The 19,263-nt window shown below is 50.1% G+C and carries 15 protein-coding genes and 1 pseudogene; 2 read left to right on the forward strand and 14 right to left on the reverse strand.

The window, feature by feature from the left end; translation table 11 throughout:
- Positions 1-4 precede the first annotated feature (4 nt).
- The 14 genes and pseudogenes from G7K71_RS16840 to G7K71_RS16905 all read right to left on the reverse strand — a co-directional run bounded on the left by G7K71_RS16840 (position 5) and on the right by G7K71_RS16905 (position 14,876).
- Entirely contained in the window at positions 5-859 is an 855-nt protein-coding gene (locus G7K71_RS16840) for a 3-hydroxybutyryl-CoA dehydrogenase (RefSeq protein ID WP_121451788.1), read from the reverse strand.
- A gap of 7 nt (positions 860-866) precedes the next feature.
- Positions 867-2,171, reverse strand: a complete 1,305-nt coding sequence (locus G7K71_RS16845) for an acetyl-CoA C-acetyltransferase (RefSeq protein WP_166348930.1) — start codon at positions 2,169-2,171, stop codon at positions 867-869.
- Between the two features lie 21 nt (positions 2,172-2,192).
- Positions 2,193-2,720 (reverse strand): annotated as a pseudogene (locus G7K71_RS16850) (electron transfer flavoprotein subunit alpha/FixB family protein); the annotation flags it as partial.
- Positions 2,721-2,748: 28 nt separating this feature from the next.
- The gene (locus tag G7K71_RS16855; protein WP_013823640.1) at positions 2,749-4,290 is read right to left on the reverse strand and encodes an acyl-CoA carboxylase subunit beta; all 1,542 of its coding nucleotides are present in this window, start codon (positions 4,288-4,290) and stop codon (positions 2,749-2,751) included.
- A 24-nt stretch (positions 4,291-4,314) separates the two neighbouring features.
- Positions 4,315-5,478, reverse strand: a complete 1,164-nt coding sequence (gene acd / locus G7K71_RS16860; RefSeq protein ID WP_166345991.1) for a glutaryl-CoA dehydrogenase Acd — start codon at positions 5,476-5,478, stop codon at positions 4,315-4,317.
- A gap of 302 nt (positions 5,479-5,780) precedes the next feature.
- Positions 5,781-6,326, reverse strand: a complete 546-nt coding sequence (locus tag G7K71_RS16865) for a 2-oxoacid:acceptor oxidoreductase family protein (protein ID WP_166348933.1) — start codon at positions 6,324-6,326, stop codon at positions 5,781-5,783.
- Positions 6,326-7,156 (reverse strand): 2-oxoacid:ferredoxin oxidoreductase subunit beta, encoded by an 831-nt coding sequence (locus tag G7K71_RS16870; protein WP_313885034.1) that lies wholly within the window; start codon positions 7,154-7,156, stop codon positions 6,326-6,328. The genes G7K71_RS16865 and G7K71_RS16870 overlap by 1 nt, the downstream gene beginning before the upstream one ends.
- Positions 7,149-8,315, reverse strand: coding sequence for a 2-oxoacid:acceptor oxidoreductase subunit alpha (locus G7K71_RS16875; RefSeq protein ID WP_166348936.1), 1,167 nt, complete (start codon positions 8,313-8,315; stop codon positions 7,149-7,151). The genes G7K71_RS16870 and G7K71_RS16875 overlap by 8 nt, the downstream gene beginning before the upstream one ends.
- A 4-nt stretch (positions 8,316-8,319) precedes the next feature.
- On the reverse strand, positions 8,320-8,547 hold the full coding sequence (locus G7K71_RS16880) for a ferredoxin family protein (protein ID WP_313885020.1): 228 nt from the start codon (positions 8,545-8,547) through the stop codon (positions 8,320-8,322).
- Positions 8,547-9,752, reverse strand: coding sequence for a PLP-dependent aspartate aminotransferase family protein (locus tag G7K71_RS16885; RefSeq protein ID WP_166348942.1), 1,206 nt, complete (start codon positions 9,750-9,752; stop codon positions 8,547-8,549). Before G7K71_RS16885 ends, G7K71_RS16880 begins: the two co-directional genes overlap by 1 nt.
- A gap of 84 nt (positions 9,753-9,836) precedes the next feature.
- Positions 9,837-10,838: a TAXI family TRAP transporter solute-binding subunit gene (locus G7K71_RS16890; protein ID WP_166348945.1), complete on the reverse strand. Its 1,002-nt coding sequence runs from the start codon at positions 10,836-10,838 to the stop codon at positions 9,837-9,839.
- A gap of 48 nt (positions 10,839-10,886) precedes the next feature.
- Positions 10,887-12,764, reverse strand: a complete 1,878-nt coding sequence (locus tag G7K71_RS16895; RefSeq protein WP_166348948.1) for a TRAP transporter permease — start codon at positions 12,762-12,764, stop codon at positions 10,887-10,889.
- Between the two features lie 32 nt (positions 12,765-12,796).
- Positions 12,797-13,621, reverse strand: coding sequence for an IclR family transcriptional regulator (locus G7K71_RS16900; RefSeq protein ID WP_166348951.1), 825 nt, complete (start codon positions 13,619-13,621; stop codon positions 12,797-12,799).
- A 4-nt stretch (positions 13,622-13,625) separates the two neighbouring features.
- Complete coding sequence (locus tag G7K71_RS16905; RefSeq protein ID WP_166348954.1) at positions 13,626-14,876, reverse strand: Glu/Leu/Phe/Val dehydrogenase; 1,251 nt, start codon at positions 14,874-14,876, stop codon at positions 13,626-13,628.
- 1,186 nt (positions 14,877-16,062) lie between these two features.
- Here G7K71_RS16905 and G7K71_RS16910 point away from each other — a divergent pair.
- Together G7K71_RS16910 and ltrA are read left to right on the forward strand one after the other, a co-directional pair.
- A protein-coding gene (locus tag G7K71_RS16910; RefSeq protein ID WP_243175077.1) for an IS3 family transposase occupies positions 16,063-17,251 on the forward strand; the annotation gives its coding sequence in 2 pieces (ribosomal slippage) (positions 16,063-16,328 and positions 16,327-17,251; 1,191 coding nt in all).
- 589 nt (positions 17,252-17,840) lie between these two features.
- A complete protein-coding gene (gene ltrA / locus G7K71_RS19615) occupies positions 17,841-19,169 on the forward strand; it encodes a group II intron reverse transcriptase/maturase (RefSeq protein ID WP_166348957.1) in 1,329 nt (442 codons plus the stop codon).
- Positions 19,170-19,263: the final 94 nt, after the last annotated feature.

The raw sequence follows: 19,263 nt of genomic DNA on the forward strand, positions 1-19,263 counted from the left end.
GAAGTCACTGGTTGTAAACGTAGAATCCCCGTCCGGTCTTGCGGCCCAACCAGCCGGCGGCTACGTATTTTCTCAGGAGGGGACAGGGGCGGTACTTGCTGTCACCCAGCTCCCTGTGCAGCACTTCCAAAATGTAAAGACATGTGTCCAGGCCAATGAGATCCGCCAGGGCCAGGGGTCCCATGGGATGGTTCATACCCAGTTTCATCACCTGGTCCACTGCTTCGGGAGTGGCTATTCCTTCGTAAACGCAGAAAATGGCTTCGTTGATCATGGGCAGAAGCACCCGGTTGGATACAAAACCCGGAGCATCGTTGACTTCCACGGGCACCTTGCCCATGCGTTCACTCATGGCCTTGACCACCGCAAAGGTTTCATCGGAGGTAGCCAGTCCACGGATAACTTCTACCAGCTTCATTACCGGCACCGGGTTCATAAAGTGCATGCCGATGACCTTTTCCGGCCTTTTCGTTGCCGCGGCAATCTGGGTTATGGGCAGGGACGAGGTGTTGGTGGCCAGGATGGTGTGGGCGGGGCAAATTTCATCCAGTTGTTTAAAAATGCTGGATTTCACTTCCATATTTTCTATAGCCGCTTCAATGACCAGGTCCACATCTTTAGCATCGGCCAGACTGGTGGAAGGTGTAATGCGCGCGAGGATTTCTGCCTTTTGATCTTCCTGCAACCTCCCTTTGCTCACATCCCGGCTTAGGTTCTTTTCGATATTGCTCAGGCCCCGTTGAACAAATTCATCTTTAATGTCATTTAAAATGACCTGGCAGCCGGCCACTGCCGCCACCTGGGCAATGCCCGAACCCATCTGGCCGGCACCGACAACCATTACCTTTTGTACATCCATAAATCCCCTAAACCTCCTCATAAATATTTTCTACAATCATGGCCATCCCCTGGCCCCCGCCAATGCACATGGTCACCAGACCGGTTTGCAAATTTTTTCTCTTCATTTCGTGCATAATGGTGACCACCAGCCTGGCCCCCGTGCAGCCTATGGGATGACCCAGAGAAATGCCGCTGCCCAACGGGTTGGTTTTTTCCAGAGTGAGGCCAAGTTCCCTCATACAGGCCAGGGCCTGTGCGGCAAAGGCTTCATTCAGTTCCACCACGTCTACATCCTGGATGGCAAGTCCCGCCTTTTTGAGGGCTTTTCTGACGGCCGGAACCGGCCCGATGCCCATGTAGGCCGGGTCCACCCCGCCGGAAGCGTAGGCTTTAATCGCCACCCAGGGCTTCAGCCCCAGCTCCTTCGCCTTCTCCCGGGACATCAGCACCACTGCCGCTGCGGCGTCATTTATGCCCGAGGCGTTGCCCGCGGTCACCGTTCCATCGGGCCGGAAGACCGGGCGCAATTTGGCCATCTTTTCCATACTGGTATCCATGGGCCGCTCGTCGGTGTCAAAGACTGCCGGCTCGCCTTTCTTCTGGGGCAGGGGTACGGGCACAATTTCTTCTTTAAAAAGCCCTTCTTTAATGGCTGCCCTGGCCCGCTGGTGGCTGAGCAGGCCCAGCTCATCCTGTTCCTGGCGGGTGATTCCGTATTTAGCGGCGATGTTTTCCGCCGTATTACCCATGTGGTAGCCGTAGAAAATTTCCCACAGCCCATCGTAAACCATCAGGTCAATGCATTCGCCTTTGGCGTTGACATCCATCCGGTATCCCCAGCGGGCCCGGGGCAGGATATAAGGCGCCTGGCTCATATTCTCCATTCCACCGGCCACCACCACTTCCGCCTCACCGGCCATAATGGCCTGGGCGCCCAGGGCAATGGCTTTTAAGCCCGAACCGCAAACCTTGTTTACCGTAAAGGCGTTGGATTCTTTGGGAATGCCGGCATAAATGGCGGCCTGGCGGGCGGTGTTTTGGCCGCTGCCACCCTGGAGCACATGCCCCATAATGACTTCGTCAACCTGTACTTCCTGCAGGGAGTCATCCCAGTCATAGCAGTTTTTCTCCAAATCCGTTACCGGTTCACCTTTCAGGGCGTCGGGGCCATAATTTAAAAGCTCCTGGCTGGAGACGGGCCTTAAACCGGCCCGTTTTAAGGCTTCTTTAATTACCAGACTGCCCAGCTTGACCACCGGCACATCCTTTAAGGAACCGCCAAAGGCGCCGATGGTCGTACGCACCCCGCTAACTATAACCACTTCTTTCACCGGTGCTCATCTCCTAACATCTTATTCCTTCCCGAGGAGCCTTCTGAACTCCCGGGTAAGCAGGGGTACCACTTCAAAGAGGTCACCCACGATCCCGTAATCGGCCACCTTGAAGATATTGGCTTCCGGGTCCTTGTTTATGGCCACAATCACCTTGGATGAGCCCATCCCCGCCAGATGCTGGATGGCCCCCGAGATGCCGCAGGCAATGTACAGCTGCGGGGATACGGTCTTACCCGTCTGACCCACCTGCATGCTGTGCGGCGCATATCCCGCATCCACCGCCGCCCGGGAGGCTCCCACCGCCGCCCCCAGCACGTCCGCCAGCTCTTCCAGTATCTTGAAGTTCTCCGCCGATTTCATCCCCCGGCCCCCGGAGACAATAATGTCCGCTTCGGTGAGTTCGGGACGGCTGGATACCTGGCGAACTACTTCTTTAATGATCTGGCGGATGTCCCCCGGCTCCACGTCCACCTGTACCACTTCCGCCGCGCGTCCCCCTTGGGGTTGGGGCACCGGCAGTACGTTGGGCCTGATGGTGGCCATCACCGCACCGCATCCTTGTCATAACTTTACCCTACAGGTTAATGTTGGAGTACTTCCGCCAGGGTCTGGCCACCCGTTTGTTCTCCAGGATATCCAGCGCCCTGGCGATATACTTCCTGGTATCGCTGGGCATGATGATATCGTCTATATAGCCGCGTTCCGCACCCCGGTACGGGTTTTCATACATTTCACGGTATTGCTGGATTCTCTCGGCGGCTACTTTGGCCGGGTCTTCGGCATTTTTAATTTCCTTGGCAAAAATTACGCTGGCCGCCGTTTCCGCACCCACAATGGAGACCTGGGCTATGGGCCAGGCGTAGACCAGATCGGCCCCGGTGTCCTTGCAGCACATCCCCAGGTAGGCACCGGCAAAGGACTTGCGCAGGATTACCGTGACCTTGGGCACCGTGGCGTCGATGTAGGCGTAAAGCATTTTGGCCCCGTGCCTTAAGATCCCCCTGTGTTCTTCATAGGAACCAATCATGTAACCCGGAGTGTCGTGGAAGTTAACCAGGGGGATGTTGAACAGGTCGCAGAAGCGCACAAACCTGGCCACCTTGTCGGCGGCATCGCAGTTGATCACGCCGCCCATATACAGGGGCTGGCTGGCCACAAGCCCCACCGTCCGGCCGGCAATCCTGCCGAAGCCCACAATCACGTTGGGAGCAAAGTCTTTCAGGATCTCAAAGAAAACCCCGTTGTCCACTATTTTGTAGATCACCTGGTGCATGTCGTAAGGTACGTGGCCTTCCTCGGGCACCAGGCCGTCCAGTTCGGGAATGCTCCTTTCGGCCTCGTCGCCGGTATCCACCCGGGGCGGCTTCTCCCGGTTGTTTTGCGGCAGGTAGCTCAGGAGTTCTTTGGTCTTGTCCAGGCAGTCCCTGTCATCTTCCACCACCACGTGGGTTTGTCCGGTCTTGGTGGCGTGGACATGCACGCCGCATAAATTCTCCAGGCTGATTTCCTCACCCAGCTGGGTCTTTACAAAGGCCGGCCCGGCTATCCCCATGAAACCGGTCTTTTTGCACTGGAAGACGAAGTCCTGCATCACCGGGTGGTAGGCCTGTCCTCCCAGGCAGGGCCCCATCAACAGGGCAATCTGGGGGATAATACCGGAGGCAAGGATTTGGGAACGGAACAACCAGGCATAGGCCTCCAGGGTGTCCATGCCTTCCTGAAGGCGGGCACCGCCGGAGTCGTTCATGCCCACAAAGGGTATGCCCATTTCCTTGGCCATGTCAATGGCCTGGGCGAATTTTTTTCCGTGGTATTCACCAAAAGTACCGGCCATGGAAGTATAATCTTCAGCCGCCACCATCACGTTCCGGCCGTTTACCTTACCGTAACCCACCACCACGCCTTCGGCCGGAACCTCCCTTTTATCCATCCCAAAGGCCGTGGTGCGGTGCTTAACGAACATGCCGATTTCCGTGAAGGTGCCGGGGTCAAAGAAGTATTCTATCCTTTCCCGGGCCGTCCATTTGCCGGCTTTGTGCTGCTGTTCCACCGCCCTGGGGCCGCCCATTTGCAGGATTTTTTCTTTTTTCTCCTTGAGTTCCTGGTAGCGATCCATTTATGCTTCCTCCTCCAGACGTGATCAGGACGAACGGTTGGCTTTGCGATAACCCAGAGCATCCTGGGAGATAATGAGCTTGTGGATGTTGCTGGTGCCTTCCACTATCTGATAGTATTTGGCGTCACGGAAGAACCGGGCCACGGGGTATTCCTCGGAGTAGCCGTAGGCGCTGTATATTCTCAGGGCATAATCAGCACACTTATTGGCGGCTTCACTGGCAAAAAGCTTGGCCATGGAGGTTTCCAGAGTGTTGGGTACTCCTTTATCCTTCAAGAAGGCCGCCCGGTAGGTTAATAGACGGGCCGCTTCAATGTCCACGCACATCTGGGCAATCATGTCCTGGATCATCTGGAACTTGCCGATGGGCTGGCCAAACTGCTCCCTGGTATTGGCATATTCGATGGCGGCGTCAAGGCAGGCCTGGGCCACTCCCACTGCACCTGCGGCCGAGGCCAGGCGGGTGTTGTCCAGTTGCTGCATGCAGATGGCAAATCCCTGGCCTTCCCGTCCCAGGAGGTTTTCTTTGGGCACCTTGCAGTTTTCAAAAGTAATGGTACCCACGGGCGAAGACCAGTTGCCCAGTTTTTCAGTTATCGCTTCTACGGTAATGCCTTCACTCTTCATGTCCACGATGAAGGCAGACATGCCCTTGGCCCGCTGGGAGGGATCGGTATAGGCGTAAACGAGGGCTATGTCGGCTACAGGCGCTAAGGAGATCCACATCTTGCTGCCGTTCAAAACATAATAATCTCCCTCTAAAACAGCGCGGGCCTTCATGGACGCCACGTCGGATCCGGCGTTGGGCTCGGTCATGGCAAAACAACCCAGCAGCTTGCCGCTGGTGAGTCCCGGCAGGTACTTTTGCTTCAGTTCTTCGCTGCCGTGACGCCAGATGGTAATGGCCGGGCCAAGGGTGTTGGCCGCAAATATGATGCGCAGGGAACTGTGCACCCGGGCTATTTCCTCGGCCAGAATGGCTAAAGCCAGGTAGCCCAGCCCGTTCCCGCCGTATTCTTCGGGAATAACGCAGCCTAAAAAGCCCAGTTCCCCCATCTTTTCCACCAGATCCCGGCGAAAGCGGTGTGCCTTGTCGTCGGCATCTACCGTGGGCAGCACTTCGCTCACGGCAAAATCGCGGGCCAGCCTTCTAATGTCCTGTAATTCTTCCGGTAAATCGAAGTTCATAAGATCTCCTCCCCGGTGAGAAATTCATTTTTGCCCTTAGTCAGCCGGACAACCCCCTGGACGGCTGTGCTTGGGAATAACCCAGTTTCCGGGATAATGTTTCCGCATTTCTTTAATGCACAGTACATTCCGAATAATAAAATATGTTCCAATAAATGAATTAAAAAAATTATCGTTTTGTAACTATAATGTTATAATGATTTTAAAGGATACTTTCTTTTTCTTAAGCCTACATAAATTGTTTAATCTTCTTCGTCAGCTCGAACCCAGTGCCATCGCCAGCACAGCTACATGCCACGGCATTACTTCTTCCCCACCAGTTCGAACCCCCGGTGGTAAGCTTTTAGGTTTAACTCCGCTGCGCTGCCAGAAAAGCGGTGCTGAATGCTTTTTTCCAGTGATTCAGACCCGACTATGCCGGTTAAAGCCACGATAACCCCTAAGGCAACCAGGTTGGCTACCCCCACCCGACCCAGTTCGCGAGCGGTATCGGTAAAGGGGAAGCCATAAGTACGCGCCCTGCTTTTTTCCATTTCTTCGGCAGTCACCAGGCCCTTATCGTAAATCAGGAGGGCTTCCGGTGCCAAAGACCGGGCGTATATTTCGTAGGCTTCCGGCGTCAAAGCAAGAACCAGGTCGGGTTCTTCAACGCCCGGGTAAATTATTTCCTGCGTGCTGATCACCACTTCCGACTTGGTAAATCCACCCCTGGTGGCAATTCCGTATGATTGCGTCTGCGTCGCGTTCTTTTCTTCAAAAAGGGAAGCTGCTTCGGCCAAAAGAATGCCGGCGACGATCAGGCCCTGCCCGCCCTCGCCAGCCAGCACCACCTGCCAGGTTTCCTTCACTACCGGTTCCCTCCTTTCGCCAGCGCTTTTTGGCGGATCAGTTCGTAGCGGGTGGTAAAGTCGGGCTCGTCGCGCTCGGCCAGTTTGCCGATAAAAAAGGAACCTGCCGGGAGATCTCCTCTTTTGGCCGCCGCCGAGCCTACAGGCACCGCCCTTTCCTTTAAAAGTTTCATCATCTCCACAGCCGAACCCAGACGGTTTCTCCGCCCGAAGTGAGTTGGGCAGGGGCTCATCACTTCGATGAAGGAAAAACCTTTTTTCCTGATCCCGTCGCGAATCAGCCGGTCCAGCTGGGGAACATGGTAAACGGTACCGCGGGCCACATAATTGGCGCCGGCAGCTTCCACCAGGCGGCAGAGGTCGAAGTCCTGCTCGGGGTTGCCATATCGGGTGGTACTGGTGACGGCGTCCGCCGGCGTGGTGGCGGAAACCTGCCCGCCGGTCATACCGTAATTGTGGTTGTTGACAACAATCGCTGTGAGGTCGATGTTGCGACGGGCAGCGTGGATGAGGTGGTTGCCGCCGATAGTTGCCCCGTCCCCATCCCCCATGAGGACAATGACGGTGAGTTCCGGGCGGGCGGCTTTTACACCCGTGGCAAAGGCCAACGCCCGCCCGTGGGTCCCGTGCAGGGCGCTGGTGGAAAGGTAATCGTCGGCTTTGCCCCAGCAGCCGATCCCGGTAACCACCACCACCTTGTGGCGAGGAAGGTTCAGCTCAGCCAGTGCACGTGCCAGGGCCCCCAGGGTAATCCCGTTTCCACATCCCGGGCACCACAGATGCGGCAACATCTTTTCGTCCAGGTACTCCCTCCAGTGTGTTTTAAGCACAGCCGACAAGGCCAGCCACCTCCTTAATCCGGGCACCGATTTCGGCGGGGGTGAGCCCTTCGCCGTTGGACTTAGGCAAACCAAAGACCGGTTTTTCTTTGCCGACGACCCGCTCGACTTCGCGCACTACCTGCCCCAAGTTTAATTCCGGTACCAAAAGGGCGCGGGCTTTCGCCGCTGCTCTTGCGATAAAGGTTTCAGGGAAGGGCCAAAGGGTAATGAGCTGCAGTACTCCAGCCTTTATATCCCGGACACGTAAGACGGCCTCCCGGGCAGGCCTTGTTGTGCATCCGAAGGTAACGACTAACAGGTCCAGTTCTTCCTCCGGGTTGTAATGGTGCTTCACCATCAGAATTTCATCCAGGTGATCTTCCAGCTTGGTGAAGAGGCGCTTGATTTTCGCCCCAGCGTTGGCGGGGTCGTTCTGGCTGTAGCCCCTTTCCCCGTGCATGGAGCTGGTGACGTGGAAAATGTATTCGCTCCCGTAGTCAGCCAGCGGGGGAACACCGTCAGCGTCCGGCTTAAAGGGGAGGTATTCCTCCGGAGGACAGGTCGGCCTTTTACGGTTGACAATTTTTATCTGGGCCGGGTCGGGAAGTACAACATTTTCCCGCATGTGGCCCACAATTTCGTCGGCTAAAAGGACCACCGGCACCCGGAAGCGCTCGGCGAGGTTAAAGGCTGTGACGGTGAGATCGAAGCATTCTTGCACAGTCGCCGGGGAAATGACGATGATACTCTGGTCGCCATGGCGCCCCCAGCGCGCCTGCATGACATCGGCCTGGGCCGGTTTGGTGGCTAAGCCGGTGCTGGGACCGGAGCGCTGCACGTTAACTACCACACACGGAACTTCACCTAATATGGCGACGCCGAGGTTTTCCTGCATTAACGAAAAACCGGGGCCGGAAGTGGCGGTAAAAGCCTTTACTCCTGTTAGAGATGCACCGATGACTGCAGCTATGCTGGCCAGCTCGTCCTCCATCTGGATATAGACGCCGCCCACCTCCAGAAGCCTTTGAGAACATACCTCCGCGATCTCTGAAGAAGGTGTGATAGGATAACCGGCGTAGAAACGGGCACCAGCGGTGATAGCACCTTCGGCGATGGCTTCGTTACCCTGCAGGAAAAGTTTTTTACCTCCACTAATTAACTGGTTCATTTTTCTATTCCCTCACTTCCAAAGCAAAATCAGGACATCTGAACACACATAGTTTACACGCTGTACATTTCTCGACATACTGAACCTGGGGATAATCTTTTTGACCCGGGATAAAAACTTGTTTGGGGCAAAAAGCTATACATATACCGCACTTTTTACAATAATTTTGATTTATGATAATCATTGGCATAAAAACTCCCCCATGAGTAAAGTCAAAAACGACAGAAGACATTATTTTCTAAGCGCACTATCCAGATCTTCCTTGATCAGCTCAGGATCTTCTAACCCAATTGACAAACGTACCATTGACAGGCTCAACTCATGCTCTTTTAACCAATCCTCATCAATATTTCGCATCCCAGTCGCAGGATACCACACCAAACTTTCAAAACTACCCCAGCTTGCTGCAATTTTAAATAGCCTCAGGTTGTTTATAAACGACCTGACTTTCTCGTAACCGTCCTTTAACTCTATGGCCATGAGCGAACCCGCACCACGCATCTGACGCAAGGCAAGTTTATATTGCGGGTGCGATTCCAGCATTGGGTAATATACACGAGCCACTTTGGGATGACTTTCCAAAAAACATGCTATTTCCAGTCCAACCTTATTGTAATAAGCCATCCGCAAAGCAAAAGTGCGCAACCCACGCAGAGCCAGCCATGATTCCAGGGGCCCCAGTATGTTTCCCAGTAAATAATGTTCACGCTCGGCTATTTTTTGTACTAAATGTTCATCTGCACATACCGCCCCGTAAAGCACATCACCATGACCGTTCAGGTATTTACTACCGGAATGAATGACCACATCAATACCGTAATCCCGTGGATTCTGGTTATAGGGAGTTGCTATGGTATTATCAATCAGAGTAGTAATACCATGACTCCTTGCCAATTTACCTATTGCCTCTAAATCCTGTAACGAATAGCGTGAGCTCGATGGGCTCTCCAAATAAAATATGGTTGTATTGGGACGAATAGCTTCGGCAAAGTCCTCAACCCGATGCCCCCCAACGAAGGTTACATCTATACTGTACCTGCGAGCTATTTCGTTCAATATGCGTGAAGAGTTTTTGTAAATAGTCTTAACTGCTACAATGTGATCACCGGATTTAGCAAGACCCAGGATAGATGCTCCAATGGCACCCATACCAGAGGCAAAACACTTACAGGCCGGTGCCTTTTCCAGGGCGGCCAATTTTTGTTCTAGAATTGCAGTAGTGGGATTGCTAACACGCGTGTAATAGAAGCGCCCGGATTTACCTTGATTGAAGTAATGTTGTGCTTCCTCTAGATCTTTAAAGTAGAAATTAACCGTTTCATAAACCGGAGGTATGATAGAAAAATCGAAGGCACCTTTTCTTTCACCTAAATGCGTACATACTTGGGCTATACGGCCTTCATAATCTACCGGCCCCGCTTCATTTGGCGGATACATAAAATCATCTCCATATTTAGGTTAAGGAGGCATAAGAGAGCCCATTAAGAAACTTAATGGGCTTCACCACATCAACAAATAAGTTTATTTTAAAACGCCCATCTCTTTATAATACCTCTCTGCACCGGGATGCAGCGGGATTGATATTCCGTTTATTGCAGTATCCAAGTTAATGCTCTTACCTTTTTCGTGTACTTTGGCAATTTCATCTCTTTTCTCGAAGATGGTCTTTGTAATATTGTAAACTACATCCTCAGGCAAATCGGCTCTTACACAAAGCGTGGCCAGTGAACCGGTAGTAATGATGTCCTTGTCAACACCCTTATATGTTCCTTTGGGTATAGTAACTGGATTCGAAAAGTACGGGTATTTTTCCCTAATTTTTCTAATATTTTCTGGTTCTATTGATAAAATATCGATATCATGCTGGGTGCTAACGTCAATAATTGATGAGTTGGGTGCTCCGGCATCAACCATTACCGCGTCTACCTGGTCGTCTTTCAAAAGTTCCATGGAAGGGCCATAGGCCAGATACTGCGGTTTAATATCATTCATTGACAACCCATAAGATTCGAGAACCACTTGCATTGCCATAGGGCTTGAGCTACCTTGTATACCTACAGCAACTTTTTTGCCCTTGAGATCTTTGTAGGATTTTATACCGGACTTTTTCTTTACCACAGTTTGAATTGTGTTGGGGTAAAGGGCTACCAGTCCACGGATATTTTCGACCTTCTGGTCTTTAAACATCTCTTTTCCGTTATAAGCCCAGTCAGCAATCAACGACTCAACAAAACCAATTTCGGTTTGTTTTTGCCCTATAAGACGCGCATTCTCTATAGAGCCACTAGTGGATTCAGCTGTCATGTTCACACCAATGCCTGCATTAGAAACCACGCTGGCAATAGCTGTTCCCAAAGGGTAGTAAGTGCCACTGGTAGCACCGGTTGAAATGGACATATTTAACACCTTGGAACTGTCTTGACCGGTTTGCTCTTTGCTGCCTGTGCATCCGGTAAGTATTCCCATAAGAAAAACTAGTGTTGCAAGCAAGGCTATGTTTTTCTTAAGACCTAATTTTAACATCTTTAACCCCCCTTTTTTTGTTACGAGTTACGGGTCTCAGCTGTTTATCTACTCACTAACACTTTTCCCCACCTCCTCCTTAATAACAGCTTTATATTTATGCCTCTGCCAGATATAAAACAGCAACAGCAGCGCTCCCCCAATTAAAGAGGTAATCTTCTCTGGAAACAGCAACATAGCACCCATAACCACTAAGACTATTCTCTCCCAACCCTTGCATCTACAGTATAGGTAGCCTGAGAAGGCAGCACTAAATGCAACAATGGCAATCGCAGCTGAAATCGCTGTGAATATTACATCAAAGACAGGGGCCTTTCCCAGGAGGGCTGGATAGAAAACAAACAAGTAAGGTATCAGGTAAGCCACGGTAACATTTCGAGCAGCCAAAAGACCACTAATCAACGGGTTTGCCTTTGCAATACCAGCGGCTGCATAAGCGGCCAAAGCTACCGGGGGGGTGATATCGGCAAAAACACCAAAGTAGAAAACGAATAAGTGACAAGTTAGCACGGGCAGGCCCAGTGCGACCAAGGCTGGAGCAGCAATAGAAGCTTGTACAATGTAGTTGGCCGTAGTAGGTAGGGCCATACCAAGAACTAATGATGCAACCATTGTCATTAAGAGTCCTAAAATTATCTTATCTCCGGCAATAGCCCCAATTACGTTAGAAAACTTTATACCTAAGCCAGTCATACTAACCGAACCTACAATCATGCCCGCACACGCACATGCAGCAACAACCCCGTAAGCATTTAATGCTGCATTTCGCAGGGCATCCAGGATGTCAGCAAAACCCATTCTGGTGGACGCTTTAAGCATACTTGCCAGAATTAACAACGCGATGCTTGCATAAGCAGCCCTTGCCGGGCTATAACCCAATATTAAAATAACCACCAGGGCAGCAATGGGGAAAATATAAATCCATCCATCCTTTAAAACCTCCTTCATTTTAGGGACCTCTTCAGGAGGCAAGCCTTCCAACCCTGCGCGGCAGGCTTCGAAATGCACGTTCATATAGATGCTAAAGTAGTATAGAATTGCGGGTATTGCCGCAGCAGCAATTATTTTTATGTATGGGATTTGAGTAAATTCAGCCATGATAAAAGCTCCTGCACCCATAATGGGTGGCATTATCTGCCCCCCAGTAGAAGCATTTGCTTCCACTGCTGCAGCAAATTCCGGCCTATAGCCAACACGTTTCATCAATGGTATAGTGAAACTACCTACAGTTACTGCATTGGCTATGCTGCTCCCGGAAATGGTACCCATTAGCCCACTACCAATAACTGCAATTTTTGCCGGACCACCCCTCGATCTACCGGCGATAGACATCGCAAAATTGATAAAGAAATTGCCGCCCCCACTTCTTTCCAGAAAAGATCCGAACAGCACAAAAAGAAAGACAATACTTACCACCACACCCAAGGGGACACCGAATATGCCTTCGGTAGTCATGTACATTTGATTAATAATTCTCACCAAGTCATAACCGCGGTGTCCAAAAGTGCCCGGAATATAATGTCCAAAGTAATTGTAAAGCAAAAATAAGCTCGTAACTATAGGTAAGGGCCAGCCAATAGCGCGCCGGGTAGCTTCAAGGACCAGAAGGATGGCCATACCGCCCATAATCAGGTCAGCTTTATTCGGAACTCCCATGCGGTTAACTAAGTTTTCATAGTCTATCAATATATATGCACCAATCACTATTCCAGCTATAGCTAATAGTATATCGAAAATAGTAATCCTAGCCCCTTCTTTCTTCTTGTACGGACACATAAGAAAAATAATAAATAAACTGAGCATTAAAACAACGGCCCTTTGACACATTGCTACAAGGGGCAAGCTAATGGATGTTATTAGAATAAACAATGACATCGCAATTGCAGCAACAGTGATCACAACTCGTAGTATATTGTCCCTACTCATTGATACTCCCTCGCTCTTCTTTTATGGAATATTCATGCCAGGGAAATTCTTTTTATAAAGTCCTCAGGGATGGGGATATGTTTTTTTCCTTGTTGCCTATAACCCATAGCCTCGGACAAACTGCGGGCCGCATTGCGAATGGCAGCAGCATAATTCTCGATGTTACTTTTATTAGCCCTGGAATCCGGGAAGGATACAGATAATGCGGCTATAACTTTTGTCGAGTAATCCCTAATGGGTACTGATATACATGCGCTACCCGGGTGAAATTCATTCACGCTAACAGCCATGTCCATAAGGCGGGTTAAACGTATCTCCTCCCACAACCTCTCCCTATCGGTAATCGTATTGGAAGCGAAGCATTTAAATTCAACCCGGTTAAAATAGGATTCAATTTCTTCATCATCTAAGGACGCGAGCAACATGCGGGAGTCTGCACCGGCGTAAAGAGGGGATCGTTGTCCAAGGGGTACAAATGTGCGAACCGGATGAATTCCAGGTAATGATATAATACAAACCCTTTCGTCGCCTTCAATTACATCCAAGTATACAGTTTCTTTTAACTTATCCCTGAGTTTGCTCAGTACCGGAAAAGCTGCTCGATGTAAATCCATACCTGCATGAATTATGGCAACCAGGTCCAAGAATTTAAAGCTAAGGCGGTATTTTTTATTGGAGGGATTTTGGATAAGATAACCTCGCTTAATGAGGGTTTGCATAAGACGACTAACTGTAGGTGGTGAAAGATTTACTCTACGGCTTAGTTCAGTAAGACTTAATTCGCTTTTTTCAAGCGAAAAAGCTTCTAAGATATCAAGGGCCCTTTCTAAAGCTTTAACGTTCGGCATTGGCGACATAGCCCTATACCCATCCTCGTGCTTTAATTGCGCTTTCTAAACGTTTTAAAGCTTTGACCCATGCGGCCATACGCATACTGATATTGCGCTCCTTGGCGACGTGGTAAACCTGATTATAAACTTGGGTAAATATAATGTTGTATTGTTTCCTAACTTCTTCTTCCGTCCAGTAATGATCACATAACCCCTGAACCCTTTCCAGGTGTGCGATAGTTGTACCACCTCCGTTAGCCAAAATATCCGGCACTATAAAAGTGCCTTTGCTAAGAAGAATTTGTTCTCCTTCAGGAGTAATTGGGCCATTAGCTGCTTCAACTATTATCCTTGTTTTTATATTGGGTGCATTTTCTTCCGTAATGACGCTTTGGACTGCGGCAGGTATGACTACATTACAATCAAGACAGAGTAGTTCCTCATTAGTGATTGATTCTGATTTAGGGTAACCGACCACACTTCCGGTTTCTTCTACGAATTTTAAAACTTCGTACGGGCTCAAACCCTCAGGGTTCAAAATACCACCGTAAACATCGCTTAAGGCGACAATTATTACACCCTCGTCATAAAGCAAACGGGCCGCCCAGGAACCAACTTTCCCAAACCCCTGAATTGCAACCCGCAGGCCCTTCATTTGTAATCCCAGATATTTACATGTTTCACGAACGGCAAACATTACCCCTAGCCCGGTAGCCGACGGTCTTCCCTCTGAGCCACCCAAAACGAGGGCCTTGCCGCTTATGGCTGCCGGGTCATGGGTCATTTCGTGTATTTGTTCCCATTCATCAAGCATCCAGCTCATAGTTTGTTCATTAGTACCAATGTCGGCCCCCGGGAAATCCTTCCAGGTCCCAATAAGTGGTGAAATAGCCCTGATATAGGCACGGCAAACTCTTTCTAGTTCGAACCTAGACATTGTCGCCGGATCGCAAACTACTCCGCCCTTACCTCCGCCAGCCGGTATGCCGTTGAGAGAATTCTTAATGGTCATCCACAAGGCCAGTGCTTTAATATCTTCGAGGGTATTGTCCGGGTGGAATCTCGTACCTCCTCGAATGGGACCCAAGGCGTGACAATGGTGTACCCGGAAACCAGTAAAAATTTTAGTAGTACCATCGTCCATACGAACCGGGAAATGAACCGTATAAATTCGTTGCGGTTTTTTTAGCAGTTCCAGTATTTCATGAGACAAACCAGCTATAGCCGCAGATTCTTCCAGTTGTTTTATTGCTGTTTCCCAGGCCGTTTTTTTACAATGCATATTAAATACACCCCTGTTTTCACAATGTGAAAATTATTTTCATATTTTTAATTGCAAGAAAATTATACTGATACAAAAAACAAATCAAGTATGAATAATAAGCAAATAAGACAATTATAACCTGTTTTATTTTTATTTTCTTTAAAATGCTTATATTTTTACTTGAATTTGTGATTTAAGATGAATCTGGCTGAAATTTTGGAACAAGCACTAATTTTTTTTCAGATTTCACCTCGCAGTGGATACCCTGCCTTTAATTAACAGACTCGTGCTGCCTCGTCTGCAGTATACCTTCATCACCGGGTTAACGCCCATGCCGAGTGTACATCGAGTAGGAGGGGGCGGCTAACCCCCGTCCTCTCACCTATGAAAAAATGCAAGACCCTTTTAAAAAATTTCTTTGTGGGTAGTAACTCTTAAGCCCCCTAACTGTATTGGACAGTTTCAGCCCGTAGGGCTTTAAAAATGCATGTTCCTTGGTGAGCCCTTGAGGGATTTCTGGGCGGTGCCGCAGGGTAGCCTTGACGGCCGAGGACCCCGCACGTGGTACAATAGCTAGGCGACGGGGCGTGCCTCTTGTGCCGCATAAGATGTTCCCCGGAGCCGCCCCGTCGGTGGTTTTGATTAACCACGTGCGGGGTGGCAGTCAAGGCCGCCGCCCTGATTGAAATTCGCTAAAATCGTGAGCATGAAGGACCAATTGTCCAATCTTAGGAGAGGTCAACCCGGTAAAGGGAGTGTCCCTAGCCACCCCAGGTAGCTTACGTTGGTAATCTTCCATAGCCCGCGGCAGGTTCAGTCAAGGGTCTTTTTCCTTGACGGGTTCTGCCGCGGGCTATATCATTGTTACCCGCAAGCTACCTTATCCGGCCCTGGTAACGAAAATGGTGCAAATACATCGTCGGTTTCCATCTCCCCAACTCGTTCAAGGAGGTTGGACAAATCTTCTCGCATTGGGTACTTTACAGCCCTTTTAGCCAGGGTACGCAGCTTCCTCTCCAACAGGTCCCTGCGGATGTCTTTATCCTTTTCTTGTTTAGTCAATACCGCCCATATTATCGTGAGTAGTTTTCATGCCGTGGCTACAATCGCAATCTTATGGCCTTTTTTGGCCTTGAGTCTTAGGTAAAACGATTATAATGGACCCAGGATTTTAGACAGTGAAAAGGGGGTTTTTTAGAACCAAATGTCTGTTCGCAAACAATATTCGCCGGAATTCAAAAGCAAGATCGTACTGGAAATTCTCAAAGAAGATAAAACCCTCTCTCAGATATCATCGGAATACGGGGTCCATACCACTCAGTTAAAGAATTGGAAAAAAGAAGTACTCGAAAACCTGCCCCAACTTTTTGATAAAAGAAATATAGAAGCCATGAAAAAAGATTACGAAAAGCAAATCCAGGACTTGTATGCCGAGATTGGTCGTCTGACCACACAACTGTCCTGGTTGAAAAAAAAATCTGGCATCCAGCATGACCCGTGAGCAACGCATGGCCCTGGTCGAGTGGGATAACCCGGAAATTCCCATTGCAACACAGGCCAGACTTTTGAGCCTTAATCGCACAAGCCTTTACTACAAGCCTGTGGGACCTTCACCAGAGGAAATCGCTATCAAACACCGCATTGATGAGATCTACACAGAACATCCGTACTACGGTTCCAGACGGATTACAGCACAGCTTCGCCGCGAGGGCTTTGAAGTCAACCGTAAAGCAGTACAGCGACATATGCGTGAAATGGGGATCGCCGGTATCCATCCCGGGCCAAACCTGAGCAAGCGCAATCAGCAACATAAGGTTTACCCCTACTTGCTTAGAAACCTCGAAATCACCCATCCAGACCAGGTGTGGGGCATAGATATTACCTACATTCGCCTGCAAAAGGGCTGGGTGTACCTGGTAGCAATCATGGATTGGTACTCCCGTTATGTGGTCAGTTGGGAGATGGACCTCTCGCTGGAGATTTCCTTTGTCCTGGAAGCGGTTAAACTGGCCCTGGCCCGGTCCCGGCCGAAAATCATGAACAGTGACCAGGGAAGCCAGTTTACCAGTCCGCAGTACATAGAGCTTTTAAAAAATGCAGGGGTCCAAATCAGCATGGACGGCAAGGGTAGAGCTACAGATAACATCTTTGTCGAGCGCCTCTGGCGCAGTCTGAAATACGAAGAAGTTTACCTGCACGACTACGCCAGTCCCCGCGAGGCCAGGCAAAGAATCGCCCACTACCTGGACTTTTATAACTATCGTCGCCCTCATCAATCACTTGGCTACCAAACACCTGCAGAAGTTTACACACAATCATGCCAAAATATACAAAAGGAGGTGGCTACAACCAGGGATATTATAACAGATTTGGTAGTGCCAATGGTTAAATAACCCTAACCATTCTACCTATTACAAGATCTATAAAACACGTGTTTGGCTCTTAAATTTTAAATAAAACTGTCTTGACAATGGGGTCGTGCGGCTGAGCAATGCCGCGGGATATAGTGGGTGGGAAGCCCACCTGGTAAGGTCTAGCCAACCGCCAGTAGCCAGCCTTGGAGCCTGGCTGGGTAACCAGCAGGTTTAAGCGTAGGCAGGCAAGACAGCGGGCCGAAAGCCATGGCGCTGAAGGGATTGAGCCTCGAAATTTGTCTAAGCCGGGAGGGCCGATGCTCTGACCCCAGCAGAAGGCAACATGACGGTAATCACTAAAGGCAAGACTACCGTCACCTCCCCGGGGTCGTAGACCTCGGCACGCTGTACATTGTTATCCCACGGTAACTCAGGAGGCCCTGCCACCTCTTCCGGTCTCAGGAAGTATGGCCGACAAGCGATACAAAGTGAGGAAGCCAAACAGGAGGCAGGGAGTCGGATTACGGCATAGTACTGAGGAAACCGGGTAACGCCGGGGGAGGGAAGGCCGTAACAAGGGATCGCTCTTGTAAGGGAAACAATTCCCACACCCAGAGGTGGAACCGAATTGACAACGAAACTTGCAAGAATAGCGGAAGTTGCACGAAGGCAACCGAAGGAACGCTTCACCTCACTTATGCACCTTATAGATGTGGATATGCTTAGGATGTGCCATGCAGAGCTCAAGGCCAATAAGGCTGCTGGGGTGGATGGCATTACCAAGGGACAATATGAGGGCAACCTGGAAGCTAATATTCAGAACCTCCTAGAACGCCTCAAACGCAAATCTTACCGACCCCAGCCAGTGCGGAGGGTATATATTCCCAAACCGGGCACTGACCAGAAACGTCCGTTGGGAATACCGGCCTACGAAGACAAAATAGTACAACTGGCTATTAGCAAGATACTCAACGCCATCTTTGAGGCGGATTTTCTGGACATGTCCTTCGGGTTTCGTCCTCAGCGGGGCTGTCACGACGCTCTAAAGCTGTTAAACTATCTCATCGTAGCCAGGAAGGTCAATTATATAGTCGATGCCGATATTAAAGGCTTCTTCGACCATGTAGACCACGATTGGCTGATGAAATTCTTAGAGCACCGCATAGCCGACCCCAATTTTCTCAGGTTGATCCGTCGATTTCTCAAGGCGGGCATTATGGAAAACGGGGAACTAAGGGACGCAAGCGAAGGAACACCCCAGGGCGGCATAATATCGCCCATCCTGGCCAACATCTATCTGCACTATGTTCTTGACCTGTGGTTTGAAAAAGTGGTGCGGAAGCACTGTCGGGGAGAGGCCTACATAGTGCGCTATGCCGATGACTTCATCTGCTGCTTTCAATACAAACATGAAGCCGAAGCATTTTACCGGGCCTTAAGGGCCAGACTGGCTAAATTCTCCCTATCGGTGGCCGAAGAGAAGACCAAGATAATACCCTTTGGCCGCTTTGCGGCGCAATGGTGCAAACGAATGGGGAAGCGAAAGCCAGATACCTTTGACTTTCTAGGCTTTACCCACTACTGCAGCACCAGCCACCAGGGCAAGTTCAGGGTCAAGAGACGTACCAGCAGGAAGAAATTCCGGCAAAGTGTGCAGAGGATGAAGGAATGGATAAAGGCGAATCGCATGCTGCCGGCAAAGGCTCTCATGGGCCTTCTTAGGCTGAAGCTTGAAGGCTACTACCGTTACTATGGTATAACCGATAATAGCCAGCGCCTCCAAGCATTTCACCATATTGCCAGGTGCTTGCTCTTCAAGTGGTTAAATCGGAGAAGCCAAAGGAAGAGCTTCGACAGTGAGAAGTTCGAAAGGTTCCTGGAAAAGTACCCCTTACCAAGTCCCAGGATATATGTGAATATCATGGACATTCGGTTGCCGTCGGCATACATTGCGTGAAGGATTCCTTGAGGAGCCGTGTGCGTTAATTGCGCAAGCACGGTTCTGTGAGGGAGGTATGCTGTGAGGCATACCTCTACTCGACCACCTTGTC

Origin of the sequence: Desulfofundulus sp. TPOSR (genome assembly GCF_011393055.1) — a bacterium.
GTDB lineage: Bacteria > Bacillota > Desulfotomaculia > Desulfotomaculales > Desulfovirgulaceae > Desulfofundulus > Desulfofundulus kuznetsovii.

Coding starts and splice junctions, on each gene's coding strand:
- G7K71_RS16840 (WP_121451788.1), bottom strand. CDS start 859: ATGGATGTACAAAAGGTAATGGTTGTCGGTGCCGGCCAGATGGGTTCG.
- acd (WP_166345991.1), bottom strand. CDS start 5,478: ATGAACTTCGATTTACCGGAAGAATTACAGGACATTAGAAGGCTGGCC.
- G7K71_RS16885 (WP_166348942.1), bottom strand. CDS start 9,752: ATGTATCCGCCAAATGAAGCGGGGCCGGTAGATTATGAAGGCCGTATA.
- G7K71_RS16855 (WP_013823640.1), bottom strand. CDS start 4,290: ATGGATCGCTACCAGGAACTCAAGGAGAAAAAAGAAAAAATCCTGCAA.
- G7K71_RS16900 (WP_166348951.1), bottom strand. CDS start 13,621: ATGTCGCCAATGCCGAACGTTAAAGCTTTAGAAAGGGCCCTTGATATC.
- G7K71_RS16895 (WP_166348948.1), bottom strand. CDS start 12,764: ATGAGTAGGGACAATATACTACGAGTTGTGATCACTGTTGCTGCAATT.
- G7K71_RS16905 (WP_166348954.1), bottom strand. CDS start 14,876: ATGCATTGTAAAAAAACGGCCTGGGAAACAGCAATAAAACAACTGGAA.
- G7K71_RS16875 (WP_166348936.1), bottom strand. CDS start 8,315: ATGAACCAGTTAATTAGTGGAGGTAAAAAACTTTTCCTGCAGGGTAAC.
- G7K71_RS16880 (WP_313885020.1), bottom strand. CDS start 8,547: ATGTCTTCTGTCGTTTTTGACTTTACTCATGGGGGAGTTTTTATGCCA.
- G7K71_RS16890 (WP_166348945.1), bottom strand. CDS start 10,838: ATGTTAAAATTAGGTCTTAAGAAAAACATAGCCTTGCTTGCAACACTA.